The sequence below is a fragment of the Streptomyces sp. NBC_00459 genome, assembly GCF_036013955.1.
In the GTDB taxonomy this organism is placed as follows: domain Bacteria; phylum Actinomycetota; class Actinomycetes; order Streptomycetales; family Streptomycetaceae; genus Streptomyces.
The window spans coordinates 8,964,494-8,980,708 of record NZ_CP107903.1 but is presented as its reverse complement, the minus strand read 5'-3'; the positions used below and the strand labels follow the sequence as shown (position 1 = coordinate 8,980,708).

The 16,215-nt window shown below is 71.5% G+C and carries 17 protein-coding genes; 10 read left to right on the top strand and 7 right to left on the bottom strand.

What is annotated here, in order from left to right; translation table 11 throughout:
• The first annotated feature begins 11 nt into the window (after positions 1–11).
• Complete coding sequence (locus tag OHN74_RS39430) at positions 12–440, top strand: MarR family winged helix-turn-helix transcriptional regulator (protein WP_327699355.1); 429 nt, start codon at positions 12–14, stop codon at positions 438–440.
• A gap of 232 nt (positions 441–672) precedes the next feature.
• Positions 673–1,053, top strand: a complete 381-nt coding sequence (locus tag OHN74_RS39425) for an anti-sigma factor antagonist (protein ID WP_327699354.1) — start codon at positions 673–675, stop codon at positions 1,051–1,053.
• 13 nt (positions 1,054–1,066) lie between these two features.
• On the opposite strand, the gene OHN74_RS39420 is transcribed toward OHN74_RS39425, so the two are convergent.
• Positions 1,067–2,017 (bottom strand): ribose-phosphate diphosphokinase, encoded by a 951-nt coding sequence (locus OHN74_RS39420; RefSeq protein ID WP_327699353.1) that lies wholly within the window; start codon positions 2,015–2,017, stop codon positions 1,067–1,069.
• Between the two features lie 216 nt (positions 2,018–2,233).
• Here OHN74_RS39420 and otr(A) point away from each other — a divergent pair, with 216 nt between their 5' ends.
• From otr(A) to OHN74_RS39405, 3 genes are all read left to right on the top strand, one after another.
• A complete protein-coding gene (gene otr(A) / locus OHN74_RS39415; protein ID WP_327699352.1) occupies positions 2,234–4,111 on the top strand; it encodes a tetracycline resistance ribosomal protection protein Otr(A) in 1,878 nt (625 codons plus the stop codon).
• Between the two features lie 97 nt (positions 4,112–4,208).
• Positions 4,209–4,868, top strand: coding sequence for a DUF4230 domain-containing protein (locus OHN74_RS39410; protein ID WP_327699351.1), 660 nt, complete (start codon positions 4,209–4,211; stop codon positions 4,866–4,868).
• A 115-nt stretch (positions 4,869–4,983) separates the two neighbouring features.
• Complete coding sequence (locus tag OHN74_RS39405; protein WP_327699350.1) at positions 4,984–5,676, top strand: VanZ family protein; 693 nt, start codon at positions 4,984–4,986, stop codon at positions 5,674–5,676.
• Between the two features lie 30 nt (positions 5,677–5,706).
• On the opposite strand, the gene OHN74_RS39400 is transcribed toward OHN74_RS39405, so the two are convergent.
• Entirely contained in the window at positions 5,707–5,952 is a 246-nt protein-coding gene (locus tag OHN74_RS39400; protein WP_327699349.1) for a hypothetical protein, read from the bottom strand.
• Between the two features lie 135 nt (positions 5,953–6,087).
• Here OHN74_RS39400 and OHN74_RS39395 point away from each other — a divergent pair, with 135 nt between their 5' ends.
• Together OHN74_RS39395 and OHN74_RS39390 are read left to right on the top strand one after the other, a co-directional pair.
• Positions 6,088–7,200, top strand: coding sequence for a PHP domain-containing protein (locus OHN74_RS39395; protein WP_327700421.1), 1,113 nt, complete (start codon positions 6,088–6,090; stop codon positions 7,198–7,200).
• A 34-nt stretch (positions 7,201–7,234) separates the two neighbouring features.
• Positions 7,235–8,197, top strand: coding sequence for an SDR family NAD(P)-dependent oxidoreductase (locus tag OHN74_RS39390; RefSeq protein ID WP_327699348.1), 963 nt, complete (start codon positions 7,235–7,237; stop codon positions 8,195–8,197).
• 64 nt (positions 8,198–8,261) lie between these two features.
• Here OHN74_RS39390 and OHN74_RS39385 read toward each other — a convergent pair whose 3' ends face one another.
• From OHN74_RS39385 to OHN74_RS39375, 3 genes are all read right to left on the bottom strand, one after another.
• Complete coding sequence (locus tag OHN74_RS39385) at positions 8,262–8,924, bottom strand: M15 family metallopeptidase (protein ID WP_327699347.1); 663 nt, start codon at positions 8,922–8,924, stop codon at positions 8,262–8,264.
• A 7-nt stretch (positions 8,925–8,931) separates the two neighbouring features.
• Entirely contained in the window at positions 8,932–9,933 is a 1,002-nt protein-coding gene (locus tag OHN74_RS39380) for a phosphotransferase family protein (RefSeq protein WP_327699346.1), read from the bottom strand.
• Positions 9,934–10,048: 115 nt separating this feature from the next.
• Positions 10,049–10,918 (bottom strand): DUF3626 domain-containing protein, encoded by an 870-nt coding sequence (locus OHN74_RS39375; protein WP_327699345.1) that lies wholly within the window; start codon positions 10,916–10,918, stop codon positions 10,049–10,051.
• Between the two features lie 170 nt (positions 10,919–11,088).
• Here OHN74_RS39375 and OHN74_RS39370 point away from each other — a divergent pair, with 170 nt between their 5' ends.
• The 3 genes from OHN74_RS39370 to OHN74_RS39360 all read left to right on the top strand — a co-directional run bounded on the left by OHN74_RS39370 (position 11,089) and on the right by OHN74_RS39360 (position 14,804).
• Positions 11,089–12,354: an FUSC family protein gene (locus OHN74_RS39370; protein WP_327699344.1), complete on the top strand. Its 1,266-nt coding sequence runs from the start codon at positions 11,089–11,091 to the stop codon at positions 12,352–12,354.
• Positions 12,355–12,407: 53 nt separating this feature from the next.
• On the top strand, positions 12,408–13,451 hold the full coding sequence (locus tag OHN74_RS39365) for a hypothetical protein (RefSeq protein ID WP_327699343.1): 1,044 nt from the start codon (positions 12,408–12,410) through the stop codon (positions 13,449–13,451).
• A gap of 123 nt (positions 13,452–13,574) precedes the next feature.
• Positions 13,575–14,804 carry a lactonase family protein gene (locus tag OHN74_RS39360; RefSeq protein ID WP_327699342.1) on the top strand — a complete coding sequence of 410 codons (1,230 nt, stop codon included), beginning with the start codon at positions 13,575–13,577 and terminating at the stop codon, positions 14,802–14,804.
• Here the strand turns inward: OHN74_RS39360 and OHN74_RS39355 are convergent.
• Entirely contained in the window at positions 14,772–15,497 is a 726-nt protein-coding gene (locus OHN74_RS39355; RefSeq protein WP_327699341.1) for a DUF2470 domain-containing protein, read from the bottom strand. The genes OHN74_RS39360 and OHN74_RS39355 overlap by 33 nt on opposite strands.
• Before the next feature lie 104 nt (positions 15,498–15,601).
• Positions 15,602–16,210: a TetR/AcrR family transcriptional regulator gene (locus tag OHN74_RS39350; protein WP_327699340.1), complete on the bottom strand. Its 609-nt coding sequence runs from the start codon at positions 16,208–16,210 to the stop codon at positions 15,602–15,604.
• Positions 16,211–16,215 lie beyond the last annotated feature (5 nt).

The following is a 16,215-nucleotide window of genomic DNA, read 5'->3' as shown; positions in this document are numbered from 1 at the left end:
AATCTGGATCCATGGTCAGCACCAAGGCGCCCCCCTCACTGCTCTACATGGTCAAGCAGGTGGAGCTCGTCGTACGCTCCCATCTGGACGAGCTGGTCAGACCAGCCGGCATCACCGCACTCCAGTACACATCGCTCACTGTCCTGGAGCGACACGACGGCCTCTCCGCGGCCCAGCTGGCCCGCGACTCCTTCGTCACCGCGCAGTCCATCGCCGATCTCGTCCGATCCCTGGAGAACCGCGGACTCGTGCGCCGCGAGCGCAATCCGCGCAATCGCAGAGAGCTGCTGATCCTGCTGACCGACGCCGGCCGCGAGTTGCTCGACCGCTTCTCCGAGCCCGTGCGGGAGCTGGAGCAGCGGATGATCCGCGACCTCACGTCACACCAGGCGGACCAGTTCCGGCAGTCGCTCTCCACGGCCTGGCACGCGCTGTCGTAACCCCGCCTCACTGATCACGGAAAGACGTGCGCGAGACACGCGTCAATTTCGAAGACATATGTCAATCGAACATGCTCAAATTCACTCTATCGAGGGTAACTTGCAGGGCGGGACAGTCAGTTGCGCTCATCTGGGCCCGGTACCACGTCTACGCTCCTCGCACGACGTCACCCCGGCCCCCGGTGACCGGCTTGTTCCGCCACCACAACAGCCGGTTGGAGGCGATGTCGTCGTGCAGCAGGATCCTCCACCGCCCACCCGGTATCTGCGTGTCCACCAGGACCGCGGTCACACCGTGCTGGAGTTCCACGGTGAGATCGACATCGCCGCGGCGGTCGAGATCATCCCCCACCTGGACGCGGCGACCGGACATCCCGACACCCGGATCGTGATCGACCTGACGGATGTCGAGTTCTTCGACTGCTCGGGACTGCGCCTGCTGTACCGGGCCCGGCACCGGGTGCTCACCCACGGCGGTCGCCTCCACCTGGTCTGCACACACCCGCTCACCCTGCGCGTCCTCAAGGTCACCGGCCTGGCCAAGGTGCTGCCACCGGCAGCGTCCCTGGACGCGGCCCTCGGGCTGCCCGAGACCACGTCCGGCACGTTATGACCCGCACCCGACGTCAGGTTCCCGGTGCGTCGAACAGGGCGCTGACGGACTCACCGTTGTGAATGCGACGCACGGCCTCGGCAAGCGCCGGGGCGATCGACAGCACCCTCAGTTTCTCGGTGCGCTCCTCCTCCGGGATCGGCACCGTGTTGGTGCACACGATCTCCAGGACGTCCGGCTGCTCGCTCAGCCGCTTGAGCGCACCCGCCGCGAACAGCCCGTGGGTGCAGGCGACCCGGATTGACCGTGGCCCCAACTCCCGCAGTCGTTCAAGGAGTTCGAGGACCGTGCTGCCCTTGGCGATCTCGTCGTCCAGCACGATGACGTCCCGTCCGGCGACCTTGCCGATCACGGAACTGATCTGCACCCGGTCGTCCGCGAACCGCTGCTTCGCCCCGGCGGCCACCTCGGCACCGATCAGCCGGGCGAAGTGCGCGGCCTCCTTGGCGTTGCCGAGGTCGGGCGACACGACGGTCGTACGGGACAGGTCGTACTGGCGGAAGTGCTCGGCGAGCTCGCGCAGGGCGTGCAGATGGTCGACCGGGACCGAGAAGAAGCCGTGGACCTGCGGGGAGTGCAGGGTCATCGCGAGGACGCGGCTCGCGCCGGCCGCGACCAGCAGATCCGCGACCAGGCGTCCGCCGAGCGAGATCCGGGGCATGTCCTTCTTGTCGGAGCGGGCGTACGCGTAGTGCGGCATGACGACCGAGATCCGCCCCGCCGACGCCCCGCGCGCCGCGTCGCACATCATCAGCAGCTCGACGAGGTGTTCCTGGACCGGCGTGACCAGCGGCTGGATGAGGAAGACGTCCCGCTCGCGGCAGTTGGCCTGGAGCTGGACCTCCAGACAGTCGTTGGCGAACCGGCTGACCTGGGTGGGCCGCAGGGGCACCCCCAGGTGCTCGCAGACCTCGGCGGCCAGTTCGGGGTGGGCACTACCGCTGAACACGGCGATGTCTCGCACGATCTGCTCCTAGCATGATCATTCCGGTCGGCCGGTGCCCATGCTACTTACCTTCCCGGACCGCCACCCGGCCGGGATATTCGGTTGCGGCCGGCCGCCGGGGCTGCGCCATGATGGCCACGGCCGAATCCCCCCGACCTCAGGAGCACGGAATGCGCCGTTTCCTCGGAACCCTCCGCCCATGCCGGAACACCGTTCTCGAGGACTCGACCACCCATGCAGACCCCGCACACCCCGCACACCCTGAACATCGGCATCCTGGCCCACGTCGACGCCGGTAAGACCAGTCTCACCGAGCGGCTGCTGTTCGACTCGGGCGCGATCGACCGGCTCGGCAGCGTCGACGCCGGTGACACCCGGACGGACGACGGCGCGATCGAGCGGCAGCGCGGGATCACCATCCGTTCGGCGGTCGCCGCGTTCACGGCAGGCGACACCCAGGTCAACCTCATCGACACCCCCGGGCACTCCGACTTCATCGCCGAGGTCGAACGCGCCCTGGAGGTCCTGGACGGCGCGGTGCTGCTGCTTTCCGCCGTGGAGGGCGTCCAGGCGCAGACGCGCGTGCTGATGAGGACCCTGCGGCGGCTGCGGCTGCCCACGCTGGTCTTCGTCAACAAGATCGACCGCGCGGGTGCCCGGTCCGAGGCCCTGCTGACGGACGTCCGCCGCCGTCTGACCCCGCACATCGTCCCGCTGACCGACATCGACGGCGTCGGCACTCCGGCCGCCCGCACCCGGCCCCGCCCCCTCACCGCCACGGGCACGGCGGAGGCGATCGCCGAGGTCGACCCGGGCGTTCTGGCGGCGCTCGTGGACGGCCCCGCGCCGACCCCGGACGAGCTGGAGAAGGCCCTGGCCGCCCGCACGGCCGACGGCTCGCTCCACCCGCTCCTCTTCGGCTCCGCGCTGGGCGGCCAGGGCGTACCCGAACTCGTCGGTGCCCTGACCCGGCTGATCCCCCGGCCCGCCCCGGCCGGCGCGGACGCGGCCCCACGCGGCACGGTGTTCGCCGTACGCCCCGCACCCGACGGGGCGCGGACGGCGTATCTGCGGTTGTACGAGGGTGAGGTGACGGAGCGTCAGCGGCTGACGTTCCTGCGGCGCGAGGCCGACGGCCGGACCAGCGAGGTCCCCGGCCGGGTCACCGGCCTTGCGGTGATCGGCCGCCGAGGCCCGCTCACCGCCGGGAACATCGCCGCCCTGACCGGTCTCGGCGCTGTCCGCGTCGGCGACCGCCTCGGCGAACTCACCGACCGCGCCCCGCAGTTCGCACCGCCCACACTGGAGACCCTGGTCCGGGCCCGGCACCCTCAGCAGTCGGCGCGCCTGCGCTCGGCCCTGCTGACCCTCGCCGACCAGGATCCGCTGACCCACGCCCGGCCCGCGGCCGACGGCAGCACGGCTCTGTTGCTCTACGGCGAGGTGCAGAAGGAGGTCCTCGCCGCCACCCTCGTCCAGGACTTCGGCATCGACGCCGAGTTCGAGCCGAGCCGCGTCCGGTTCCTGGAGCGGCCCAGGGGCACCGGCGAGGCGTCCGAGGAGAACCCGTGGCTCGACCGCGCCCGCTGCTTCGCGACGGTCGGGCTGCGTGTCGAGCCGGGACCGCCCGGTTCGGGCGCGGTGTTCACGTACGAGACCGAACTCGGCGCGCTCCCCCGCGCGTTCCACCAGGCGATCGAGGACACCGTCCATGCCGGCCTGCTGGCGGGGCCGCACGAGTGGCCGGTCACCGACTGCCGGGTCGTCCTTGTCCGCTCCGGGTTCGTCGGGCCGCTCAGCACCGCCGCGGACTTCCGGGCGCTCACGCCGGTGGTACTGCGCCGCGCCCTGGAGCGGGCCGGGACACGGGTGTACGAGCCGTACCACGCCTTCGAGTTGGAGATCCCGGCGACCGCGCTGGCGCCCGTGACCGGTCTGCTCGCGTCCCTCGGCGCGGAGTTCGGCCGGACCACGGTTGGCAGTACCGGCTGGCACCTCACCGGTGAGCTGGCGGCGCGGCGGGTGCGCGAGGCCGAACTGCGGTTGCCGGGGCTGACGCACGGCGAGGGTGTGTGGTGGTCGCGCGTCTCGGGAGACCGCGCGCTCCGGTAGTCCCGCTCTCAATTGTTGCGATACGTCAACAGGACGGTCTGGCAGGGCATTTGGCGGGCATCCGGTTCAGTACGTAGGAAGAAGGAGGTCCGTCGCCATGACGACGCCCATCAAGGCCGTGCGACGCATGCCCCTCTGGGCCAAGGTGCTCAGTGGCGTGGTACTGGTGTTCGCGCTGCTGCTGGCCGGGCTCCGGCTGGCGGTGCTGCCGGGGCTGGGGGACATCTTCGGCGAGGAGACGCACGACCGTTCAGGACCCGTGCTCCTCGAATCCATCCAGGACATGAGCCGTTACGACGCGGCGTCCGGCAACTTCCAGGTCGTCGTGGACCTGGAGAAGGACACCAAGTACCTGCCCGACGCGATCAAGGGCACCCGTGTGCTCTATGTGGGTGCCGGGACGGTCGACGCCTATGTCGATCTCGGCAAGGTCGCGAAGAACGACGTGACGGTCAACAAGGACCGCACGTCAGCGACGCTCCGGCTGCCGCACGCGGCACTCGGAAAGCCCGCGCTGAACCCCGACCGCTCCTATGCGGTCTCCAAGCAGCGCGGAATCTTCGACCGGATCACCGACCTCTTCTCCGACAACCCCAACGACGAACAGGCCGTCCAGAAGCTCGCGGCCCGGCACATCGGCGACGCGGCGAAGGAGAGCGAACTGACCGTGCGTGCCGAGCAGAACACGACCACCATGCTCAAGGGCCTGCTCGGCTCCCTCGGTTTCACGGACGTGAAGGTGACCTACGGGACCTGAGCGAAGCCGGTCTGCCCGGGTCCTGGGATCCGGGCAGGCCGGAGCGGCATTCTCGTCCTGTTCGGGGGTAGCTGGCACCGCACGGGGTTGTTCAGTTGATGACCGGAGGACTTTGATGGCCCGATCAGCTCCACGCGCCCTCGCCGCGCTACGTCTGCGCCCGACGAAGGCCGAGAGCAAGCCGCCCGAGATCCCGCCCAGGTCCGCGTCCAAGTCCACGACCAGGTCCACGCCGAAGTCGTCCTCGAAGTTGTCGTCAAAGTTCTCGTCGAAGTTCTCGTCGAAGACCCGGAAGGCCCCGAAGGCCGCCCCGAAACCGCCGCCCGAGGCGGCCCGGCCGAAGCGTCGGCCGTTCGCCTTCCTGGCCCGGGTGCTGACGGTCCTGTGCGCCTTCGTGTTCATGGTGGCGTTCGCCGTGATCCTGGCCCGGCTGACCCTTGAGCCGTCCCCCGCGTCCGTGGCGCTGACCCACACCAACTTCCATCCTGGCCGCTCGCTGCGCGCCTACCTCGACCAGCCCGAAATGCGGGACGCCATCCGGCAGATCGGCGGAAACGTCCTCCTCGGTGTGCCCTTCGGTGTCCTGATGCCGATCGTGGCGCCGCGGACACGGGGACTTCTCCGGGTGCTGTTCCTGACCGCACTCGTCATGCTCATGGTCGAGGTGGCCCAGGGTGCGATGATCACCGGGCGCGCCTTCGACATCGACGACGTCATCCTCAACACCACGGGCGCGCTGATCGGTTACCTGCTCCTCGGCCGCCGGCTCAGCCGCGCGGTGCACGCACCCAAGCGGCAGCGGGCATAGCGCGGCGGCCCAGCGGGCCACCGAAGCCGGTCACCTGGACCTCGACCTCGACCAGGTGAACTTGTCGCCGCCGACCCAGCGGACCGTGTCCGGATCGTCGAGATCATGAACCGTGATACCGGCCGCGGCGGCGACTCTCAGTACATCGGTGAGCGTCCGCGCCGCTCCGGCCACCTCACCGTCGATCTCCACGATCCGGAACGGCGGGACGCCCGGCTGCACCCCGAGCACCATGATCCGCGGATGGGACATGTAAGGGCTCGCTATTTCGGTCATGCATCGAGCGTAGAGCGGATCCGGCCATCGTGTACCGGCCACGGACGGTTCCGGAACGGTCGCCTCCGCCTCTCCGTGGTGCGGACCCGCCGAGCCCGCGCGACGCTGGAGGCGGAGGTGACGATGGGCATGGCGATGGATCCCGTCGAGGCGCTGGACCGGATCGCCTTCCTGCTGGAGCGCTCCCTGGCACCCACGTATCGCGTACGCGCGTTCCGTACCGCGATCGACGTGCTGATGGCGCTGCCCCCGGACGAGATACGGCAGCGGGCCGACGCCGGCACCCTGGAGTCCCTCAAGGGCATCGGCCCGAAGACCGCGCAGGTGGTGCGCGAGGCGCTGGCCGGGCAGGTGCCGGGCTACCTGGAGAAACTGGAGCGTGAACAGGGGGTGACCCCGCCGCTCCGGGACGGGGAGCGGCTGCGGGCGCTGCTGCGCGGGGACTGCCATCTGCATTCCGACTGGTCGGACGGGGGCAGCCCGGTCGAGGAGATGGGCCGCACTGCCGCGCGGCTCGGGCACGAGTGGGCCGTGCTCACCGATCACTCACCGCGACTCACGGTGGCGCACGGCCTGTCCGCCGAGCGGTTGCGCGAGCAGGTGGCCCTGGTCGGGGAACTCAACGCGACCTGGGCGCCGTTCAGGCTGCTCACCGGTATCGAGTGCGACATCCTCGACGACGGTTCGCTGGACCAGGACCCGGAGCTGTTGGACCTGCTCGACGTCGTCGTGGTGTCCGTGCACTCCAAGCTGCGCATGGACGCGCGCTCGATGACCCGCCGGATGGTGGCCGCCGTACGGGATCCGCACTCCGACGTGCTCGGGCACTGCACCGGGCGACTGCTGGTCGGCCCGGAGCCCAGGGGTGGCGGTGGCGGGCGCGGCAAGCGGGGTGGGGGCCGTGAGCGGCCCGAGTCGGAGTTCGACGCGGACGCGGTGTTCGCCGCCTGCGCCGAGACGGGCACGGCCCTGGAGATCAACAGCCGGCCGGAGCGGCTCGACCCGCCGCGCAGGCTGCTGCGGCAGGCGGTGGCGGCGGGCGTGCTGTTCTCGATCGACACCGACGCACACGCGCCCGGCCAGCTGGACTGGCAGATCCACGGCTGCGCCCGCGCCGAGGAGTGCGGCGTACCGGCCGAACGGGTGGTCACGACCTGGCCGGTGGACGACCTGCTGGCCTGGACCCGGGAGCGCAGGCTGCCGCCGGGCCTCGGGCAGCGCCTCGGGGAGAGCGGCGGCGCGGCTTGACTTCGAGCGCACTCCAATTCGTAGCGTGCCGGGCATGACCACCGCACAGCACAAGATCGGCTCGGGCTTCGACGCCCGGAGCACCGCCGACGACGTCCTCGCGGGCATCGACCTCTCCGGGCGGCTCGCCCTCGTCACGGGCGGCTACTCGGGCCTTGGCCTGGAGACGACCCGCGCGCTCACCAGGGCGGGTGCCCGGGTCGTCGTTCCCGCCCGCCGCCCGGAGACCGCCAGGGAGGCACTGGCCGACGTCGAGGGCGTCGAGGTGGACGCGCTCGACCTCGGCGACCTGGAGAGCGTGCGCGTCTTCGCCGACCGCTTCCTCGCCTCCGGACGCACCCTCGACATCGTGATCGACAACGCCGGGATCATGGCCTGCCCCGAGACCCAGGTCGGGCCCGGCTGGGAGGCCCAGTTCGCGACGAACCACCTCGGCCACTTCGCGCTCGTCAACCGGCTGTGGCCGGCCATCGAGCCCGGCGGCGCACGTGTCGTCTCCGTCTCCTCGCGCGGCCACCACTTCTCCGGCATCCGCTGGGACGACGTGCACTGGCAGCGCGACTACGACAAGTGGGAGGCGTACGGCCAGGCCAAGACGGCGAACGTCCTGTTCGCCGTCCACCTGGACAGGCTGGGCCGCGACAAGGGCGTACGGGCCTTCTCGCTCCACCCCGGTGCCATCTTCACCCCGCTCCAGCGTCACATCCCGATCGCCGAGCAGATCGAGCGCGGCTGGCGGGACGCCGAGGGCAACCTGGCCGACCTGGCGGGCGTCAAGACACCCGAGCAGGGTGCGGCCACCCAGGTCTGGGCCGCGACCTCTCCGCAGCTGGCCACGACGGGCGGCGTCTACTGCGAGGACTGCGACATCGCCGAGCTCGCGACTCCGGGCGACCAGAGCAGCGGCGTACGGGACTACGCGGTCGACGCCGAGCAGGCGGCCCGGCTGTGGGAGCTGTCGGCGCGTCTGACCGGCGTCGACGCGTTCGCGGTCTAGCCACTTGTCCGGCGGGCCACTGGGCCGACTGGGCCATTTCCCCCGTCAGCCGATGGACCAGTGATCAGGAGGACCCCGCGTCGAGTTCCGCGGGGCCGTACAGCGCGGTGGGGGCGCCGGTCGTCAGCGCCCAGTACCGGTCGCCGTAGGACCAGTGCCACCACTCCGTGGGGTAGTTGACGAGGCCGGCCCCGCTCAGGGCCTTGCCCAGGATCTCCCGGTGGGCGCGGGCCTCGTCGCCGATGTTGTCGGCGTGGGTGTAGCAGGCGCCCGCGCTGTCCTCGGGGTTCGCGTTCATGGCGGTGCCCAGGTCGAGTTCGTGGCCGTCGGCGTCGACGAGGGTCAGGTCGACGGCGGCGCCCGCGCTGTGCGGGGCGATCTCGGGCGGGGAGACATAGCGGCTGGCGGCGGAGCGGAGCCGGTCGGCGGGCCAGTCCGGGTGCTGGGCCCGCAGCTCGGCGGAGTACTCCTCGAAGTAGCGGCGTTGCAGGGCGGGCGGCCGGTAGCCCTCGACGAACAGCAGCCGCAGTCCGTCGGGAAGCAGGGCCTGCGCGTCGAGCAGCCGGTCCAGTACGCCCTGACGCAGACGGAACTGGGCGCCACCGGAATCCTGTTGCTTCCGGTCGTCGGTGAGCAGGGCGCCTCGCACCTCCACCAGACGCTCACCGCACTCCTCGACGGGCACGGCGGCAACCTTCGCGTCCGACATCAGGATGATCTCGTTCATGGCGCGATCATCTCCCGCGGTCGGACCCTGCCTCCGGCGCCGTCCGGACGGTGGAACCGGGGAGATCCGTCAGCGCGTCCATCAGCGCTGGCCCCACCACCTCCCGCGTCCATCGCACGCGCTCCTCCCCCACGGCCCGCGGCACCGTCTCGATCAGCATGATCAGGTACAGGTAGGCGCGGTACAGGGCGAGCCGCCGGCAGGTCGCCTCGTCGAACTCGACCCGTCCTCCCGCCTGCCGGTAACCCCTCAGAAACGCCTCGTCGCCCCTGATGTCCCCCAGCAGAGCCAGGGACACGAAGTCGGCCACCGGGTCGCCCCAGAACATGCGCTCACCGTCGATGAGTCCGCCGATCCGGGGCGCCCCCGTCGAACGGTCCACCAGGATGTTCCCCTGCCAGAGATCGAAGTGGACCAGCTGGGGAACGGTGACCTCGTCAAGGGCGTCGTACGAGTCCCGGAGGGCACGGGCCACCTCGTCCGCCGGAACCGGCAGCCATGCCTCGTAGCGGACGGCGTCGTCGAGCACGGCGTCGAGCATCCCCGTGAAGGCCGTACGCCAGTCGGGGGCGAGGGGCCCGAGGGCGCCGGAGGGGTAGCCGAAGGCGGGCCCGGTGACCTGGTGCAGGCGTGCCACCAGGCCGCCCAGTTCGCCTCTCAGGAGCTCCTGCTCGGCGCCGGTCGTGGAGTCGTCCCAGGGGGCGCCCGGGCAGGCGGTCATCAGCAGGTGACCGTCCCCGACCGCCACGACACTCGGCGCCGGGACGCCGACCGGGGCGGCGGATCGGTAGAACTCCGCCTCGGATACGAGCAGTCGGGACTCGTGACGCAGCCCCGGGACCGTTTCCGGCGGTGGGATCTTCAGGACGTAGCTGCTGCCGTCGGCCAGCCGGAGTTCCTCGACGGTGTTGTACGTCCCGCCGGTGAGCGGACGGCGGTCCGCGAGGTGGTCCGGGGGCAGCCCCGCCGTTACGAGCACCTGCCTGGCCCGCTCCCACGAATCGGTCACCGTCCGTGCCTCCCCTGCCTCGACCAGCCGCGCCCGTACCGTGCGTACGGCACTGGAACAGGGTACGGAACACGCTGCCGGCCGGACTCGCCCGCCGTGAACAAACCCGAGGGCACTAGGGAAGCCAGGCGGAGAAGGCGGTACCCGCGCCCTCGGGGGCGCCGAACCGGGCGAGGCAGTGCCAGACCATCTTCAGGTGCTGGAGTTCATGGCGTCCGGTGCGCACCGCGTCACCGATGATCCGTGGGTCGAGACGGCCGTCCTCGGCGATCCGGGCGCCCAGCTCGACGTACTCGGGTCCCCGGTAGTCGGCGTGGTGACGCAACTCCCCTACGGTGAGCCGGTATCCGGGGTGCCATTCGAGCGGTACGGCCAGGGCGCGGGCCGCCTTCTCCACCGGGGTGCCGCGATAGCTCGCGTCGAGGACCAGCGCCTCGACGTCCCGGTCGAGCGCGACGGGGCCGTGCACCTGGGCCTCGATGTAGTCGTCGAGCGCGTCCTGGGTGTCCGCCTCGGCGAGGGCGACGAGGGACATACCGGCGGCGACCCCGAAGTGGACGGGTTCCGCCGCGCTGTCCGGGTAGCAGAAGGTGGCCCGCGCGAGTGCGGCCCCGGTCAGCCGGAAGTGCGAGGAGCCGAACCTCGGTGCGGCGCCCACGACTTGGCGACGGAAGTTCAACGCGCCGTACACCGGGCGCTGTTGGGCGGGTGCGCTGTCGTACGCCCCGGCGAACATCCGGCTCTCCCAGCGCCAGCGGTCGCCGCCGGGACGGGCGGTGAGCCCGCCGTTGCTGGTACCGGTCACGAACTGCGAGCGGTAGAAGCCGTCCTGGGCCAGCGCCCGCAGCAGGGGCAGTTCGCGGACCGTCCGGTCGGGGTGGAAGTTCAGGGTCACCCTGAGGTCGGGGGGCACGGCCGGGCCGGCGGAGAGGGCGGCGACATGTCGGAGGGCCTGCGCGTGCGCGGAATCGGGGTCGTCCACCATGCCGACCAGGAGATCACCCGGCGGCCCCGAAGATCCACAATTTTTTGGTCAACGAGGCAAACATCCCTGATCACGTGAGGAATGCCTCCCTCCGCATCCCGCGCGCCAGGGGACTCCGGTGAGTACGCTCGGTCCGTTTGCCGGAGGCGGGAAGGGAGGCGTGCGCGCGCATGCGAGTGGTACCTGGTGAGTGGACGGCTTCCGTCGTCCGGTTCGTGCGGAAGCACCGCGAGCCCGTGGTCGTCCAGTCCCTGCGGTCGACGGCCGCCGCGACGATCGCGTACGTCGTCGCGCTCCGCTTCAGTCCCGAGGCCGCGCCGCTCACCGCCCCGCTGACCGCGCTCCTCGTCGTCCAGGTCACCCTCTACGCCACCATCACCACCGGCATCCGCCGGGTGAACTCCGTGGTGGCCGGGGTCGTCATCGCGATCGGCTTCAGTGTCCTGGTGGGCCTGACCTGGTGGAGCCTGGGACTGATCATCCTGGCCTCGCTGGCCGTCGGGCATCTGGTGCGGGTCAGCGAGTTCGTGCCCGAGGTGGCGATCAGCGCGATGCTGGTGCTGGGGGTCACCCGGGTCGGCGACACGGCCTGGTCGCGGGTCCTGGAGACCGTGATCGGCGCTGTCGTCGGGCTCGCCTTCAACCTGCTGTTCGCGCCTCCGGTGTGGGTGGACGCGGCCGGCGAGTCCATCGAGGGGCTGGCGCGCCGGGTACGGCAGTTGATGCTGCGCATGGGCGAGGAGGCCGCCGGCCGCACCCCCGTGGACCACGCGACCGCCCGTCTGCACGAGGCCCGCCGGCTCGACCACGACATCGTCGAGGTGGACGCGGCCCTGAAACAGGCCGAGGACAGCCTGCGGCTCAATCCGCGCGTCCGGGAGGGCCTGTTGCACCGGGTGGTGCTGCGCACCGGCCTGGACACGCTGGAGATCTGCACGGTCGTCCTGCGCGTCCTCGCCCGCAGCCTCACCGACCTGGCCAAGGAACGCGACCCCGACCCGCTGTTCGCCCCGGAGACGGGCGCCGCGCTGGAGCGGCTGCTGGCCGAGATCGCCGACGCCGTGGTCAGTTTCGCGGTCCTCGTCACCACCGACGTCAGCGTCAGCGCCGAGTCGGCGGAGACCCGGCTCGCCACCGAACTCCGGGCCGCGACGGCCACCCGCGACAAGCTGGCCCAGCTGCTCCTGGCGGAGATCCAGCAGAACGGTCGGATCGCTGCCCAGTGGCAACTGCACGGCGCCGTCCTGACCGAGGTCAACCGCATCCTCGACGAGCTGGACACCGAGCACCGCTCCCGGCGGCTGCTGGAGGAGCTGGACCGCTGCACCCGTGAGGAGCGGGAGCGGATGCCCTGGGTGACCCGGCTGCGGAAGTACACCAAGCACGTGCGCGTGCCGGGCAGGAACCGCAAGCCGGTGTCACAGCGTTCTATGTGACGAAGTCACATGAACAGGACGACTGGCACCAACCGGGATTGAGGGGGCTGCGCATGGGTGACTCCGATGTGCGGATCGACGGGAACACACTGAGGCTGCCGGGCGGTGTGGCCGTTCGGTTCATCCGCACCCTCCGGCTGCCGGAGACCGGCACGCATCCGCTGCCGCCGGGGCTCGGCGAGTTCCCGGTCCGCCGGGTCGCCGACTACGCCGACACGGTGCCGGAGGCCTGGCGGGCGCGCGGCGGCGTGCTGCTGCCGGTGTATCTGCGCGAGGCGATGTGGCTGAGCTTCGGGGGCACGGTCCAGCCCGCCGCGTTGCAGGTGGGTGTGGGCAAGGTGTGCGCGGTGTCGGGCGAGCCGTGGAGCGACCGGCTGTCGAGGAAGCCGCAGAACTATGTGGTGCTGCCGCGTCAGCCCTGGCTGGACGGCATCAACTCGGGCAAGGGCACGGTCCGCCAGTTCGTGGCGGTGCCGCTCGGACTGGGGGCCACCGTCGAGGGCCAGGTCACCGGCGAGGAGGTGTCGGGCGGCGTACAGCTCCAGTCGTTCGCGCTGACCGACGCGGAACTGGCGAAGTGGCGCGAGGAGGAGCAGCGGCGGGCGGAGCGGGCGCGGGCGGCGATCGCTTCGACCGGGGGTTACGGCGGGGCCGTGCCGATGGCACCCATGGCGATGGCCGCCCCGCCGGCGCCCGGCGGCATGGCGGGGCCGCAGCGGTCGGGGGCGGCGATGGGTCTGGGCGTCGGGGGTTCCATGCGCCAGGAGGTCTACCGGGACGACCGCCCGCTCACGGCGTGGTCCGAGCGCCCTGCCGGACGCGTGTTCGTGCACCTCGTGACGCCGCCCGAGTGGCGCCGCATCACCGGTGAGGCCCCGCCTCCGTCGCCCGTCGACCGGGCGGCCTACACGCGGGCCGGGCTGCCCTGGTTCGACTACTTCGACCAGGACGCCGAGGACCTCGCCCCCACGGACCCTCTGGCGGCCGTGCAGCCGGTCGGCGACTGGCTCGGCGAGGACCACGAGCCCTGGCAGGCACCGTCGCCCGGTCAGGTGAAGCCGCTGACGGGCAAGCCGGTGGAGGACGGGGACTGGTAAGGCACCGCCCTCCTGCCGACGTTGCAGTATGCGCAACGCGCATTGCTCTTCTTGCATATGCCGGGTGATCCACGTCAGAGTTGCCGATGAGCGACTGAGGCGACCGAGACCCGGGGTGCAGGTATGAGCGGTGGTACGGAACCGGCGCGGGGCATGCGCGGCGGCTGGAGCAGGCGCCGTTTCGTGGGCGCGGCGGCCGGGACGGCAGCGACGGCGTCCGTCCCGGTGCGGGCGATGGCGTCCGCACCGGTGGAGTCCGCCGACGCGCCCGCACGCACGCCGTCGCCCGCGCCGGACACCCGTCGTCCGGCGGCTCCGCGCCCCCTCTTCCTCGGCACCTACACCTCCGTCGAGGGCGGCGGCGCCGGCATCGGTCTCGCCGCCTACGACCCGGTCTCGGGCCGTGTCACCGGCGCCGGAACCCTCACGGGCGTAAGCGACCCCTCCTACCTCGCCGCGCATCCCGACGGCCGCACCCTGTACGCGGTGAACGAGCGCCAGGACGGCGGCGTGACCGCGATCCGGCTCGGCGGCGAGGACGGGCGGCACCGGGTGCTCGGCACCCGGAGCACCGGCGGCTCGGGGCCGTGCCATCTGTCCGTCCATCCGAGCGGCCGGTGGCTGCTCAGCGCCAACTACGGCTCCGGCAGTGTGGCGGTGCACCCCGTCGACGCCTCGGGCGCGCTGGGCGAGCGCACCGATCTGGTCACCCACACCAGTCCGGCGCCGGGCCCGGGTCAACAGGGCCCGCACGCGCACCAGTTCCTCACCGGCCCCGACGGTGGTCATGTCCTCGCGGTCGATCTGGGCACGGACGCGGTCTACACATACCGTCTCGACCTCGCGCACGGCACGCTCACCGAGGTCTCCCGCGCTCGGACCCGCCCGGGCGCGGGCCCACGCCATCTCACCTTCCACCCCGGCGGCCGGTACGCGTACCTCGCCGACGAGGTCGACAACACGGTCGCGGTCTGTGGCTACTCCCCCGCGACCGGGCGCCTGGACATCGGGGAGGCGCAGTCCACGGGGACGGGTGAGGGCACGAGTTACCCGGCCCAGTTCGTGGTGACCGCGGACGGGCGGTACGCGTACCTGGCGAACCGCGGCGACAACAGTCTGACGCGGTACGCGGTGGAGGCGGGCGGTGCCCGGCTCCGGCTCCTCGACACGGTGCCGGTCGCGGGCGACTTTCCGCGCCACGTCGCCCTCTCGCCGTCCGGGAACCTGTTGTTCGCGGCGAACCAGCGCTCGAGTACGGTCAGCGTCTTCCATGTCGACCGAGCGAGCGGTGAACTGCGGCTCGCGGGCGAGCCGTTCGCGTCACCCGTCGTCGTCTGCGCGCTGCCGCTGTAGCGCGCGCGGGCAGGAGGCGGCGCCGGCCTGGGTGAGCAGGATGTGCATGCGCTCGGTGAGCTGGGAGACGGTGTCGGCGGGCTGGTGGAACGCCAGCCGTACGTCGCCGTGGGTGCGGGCGCGCTCGATGCGCAGGGTGAGTCCGTGCCGGTCGACGGCGAGCGGCTGGACCTTCACGGCGCCGTGCAGACTGTCCCGCTCGACCAGGCGGGTGAGGCGCTCGACGGCGTCGCCGTGGCAGTCGGCGAGGTGGGTCAGCAGCCCTGCCTCGGCCATGGCCAGCGGGTCTGGCGCGGCGGCGGCGAACTCGTCCAGGTCGACGACGGTGGCCCCGGAGGTCCGGCGCAGCACCACGCGCGTCGGACGGAACGCGAGCTGCTCGCCCTCGACGGCGAACCAGCCGGCCATCCAGAGCCGGGCGCGGATCCGGTTGCGTACGGGGACGGGCGAGACGTCGGCGAACTCCAGCACGGCCGACGGCTCGCCGCGCGGGGCGAAGACGGCGGCGGCGAGCAGTGTGCTGTCCGCCGGTACGTCCAGGACCACCCGTCCGTCCTCGCCGACGGTGTGCGCGCCGACGAACTCCTCGCGTCCACCGTCCGCGGTCACCGCGCAGGACCACGACGCCGCGAGCACCGAACGCGCGAGCTCCGCCGCGGCGGGCGCGGCCGTCCAGGTCTGACTGTCACCCATCCCAGATCTCCTTAGGTAAGCCTTGCCTAACCTATCGAAGATCCGGGTGTACGCCAACCATCTACCGCGATCCCGTGCGATTCCGTACCGGTGGCCGACCGCCGTCAGGGCGCGAGGGTGCCCAGCAGCGACCGCGCGCACAGATCCCGCACCTGCTGCCGGGACAGGTCCGAGCCGCGCAGCCACTCCAGGCACACGGCGGTCGTGAACGCCAGCCAGCCACGGACGGCGAGCCGCAGGTCGGGCCGCTCGTCGGACAGCCGCCCGAACTCCGGGTCGGCCGCCAGGGCCGCGAGGATCTGCCGCTCCTGCGCGGCCAGCGCCCGCTGATAGACCTTCCGCACGGCCTGGTCGCCGGACGCGTCGGCGCGATGGAAGGCGCGATAACCGTGCGCGTGCTCCTCGACGTACGCGAGGAAGGCGTCGAGGTTCGCGTCCAGCTGCTGGCGCGCGGGAACGCCCGGCACGGCGACCGTCATCCGCAGCATGCGCTCGCTCTCGCGCTCCACGACCGCCGCGAAGAAGTCCCGCTTGGTCGGGAAGTAGTGGTAGAGCAGCCCGCGCGAGACCTCGGCGATCTCGGCGACCTGCTCGATCCACACGTCGTCGTACGGACTCTCCGAGAACAGTCGAGCGCCGACCGACAGGAGCTGCTCCCGACGCTCGCCGGTACTCAACCGCCGACGTGTGCGCTGCCCCTCTTTCGCGGCCATGCCCG

Coding starts and splice junctions, on each gene's coding strand:
- OHN74_RS39430 (WP_327699355.1), top strand. CDS start 12: ATGGTCAGCACCAAGGCGCCCCCCTCACTGCTCTACATGGTCAAGCAG.
- OHN74_RS39410 (WP_327699351.1), top strand. CDS start 4,209: ATGACGACGCCCATCAAGGCCGTGCGACGCATGCCCCTCTGGGCCAAG.
- OHN74_RS39405 (WP_327699350.1), top strand. CDS start 4,984: ATGGCCCGATCAGCTCCACGCGCCCTCGCCGCGCTACGTCTGCGCCCG.
- OHN74_RS39400 (WP_327699349.1), bottom strand. CDS start 5,952: ATGACCGAAATAGCGAGCCCTTACATGTCCCATCCGCGGATCATGGTG.
- OHN74_RS39395 (WP_327700421.1), top strand. CDS start 6,088: ATGGATCCCGTCGAGGCGCTGGACCGGATCGCCTTCCTGCTGGAGCGC.
- OHN74_RS39390 (WP_327699348.1), top strand. CDS start 7,235: ATGACCACCGCACAGCACAAGATCGGCTCGGGCTTCGACGCCCGGAGC.
- OHN74_RS39385 (WP_327699347.1), bottom strand. CDS start 8,924: ATGAACGAGATCATCCTGATGTCGGACGCGAAGGTTGCCGCCGTGCCC.
- OHN74_RS39375 (WP_327699345.1), bottom strand. CDS start 10,918: ATGGTGGACGACCCCGATTCCGCGCACGCGCAGGCCCTCCGACATGTC.
- OHN74_RS39370 (WP_327699344.1), top strand. CDS start 11,089: ATGCGAGTGGTACCTGGTGAGTGGACGGCTTCCGTCGTCCGGTTCGTG.
- OHN74_RS39365 (WP_327699343.1), top strand. CDS start 12,408: ATGGGTGACTCCGATGTGCGGATCGACGGGAACACACTGAGGCTGCCG.
- OHN74_RS39360 (WP_327699342.1), top strand. CDS start 13,575: ATGAGCGGTGGTACGGAACCGGCGCGGGGCATGCGCGGCGGCTGGAGC.
- OHN74_RS39355 (WP_327699341.1), bottom strand. CDS start 15,497: ATGGGTGACAGTCAGACCTGGACGGCCGCGCCCGCCGCGGCGGAGCTC.
- OHN74_RS39350 (WP_327699340.1), bottom strand. CDS start 16,210: ATGGCCGCGAAAGAGGGGCAGCGCACACGTCGGCGGTTGAGTACCGGC.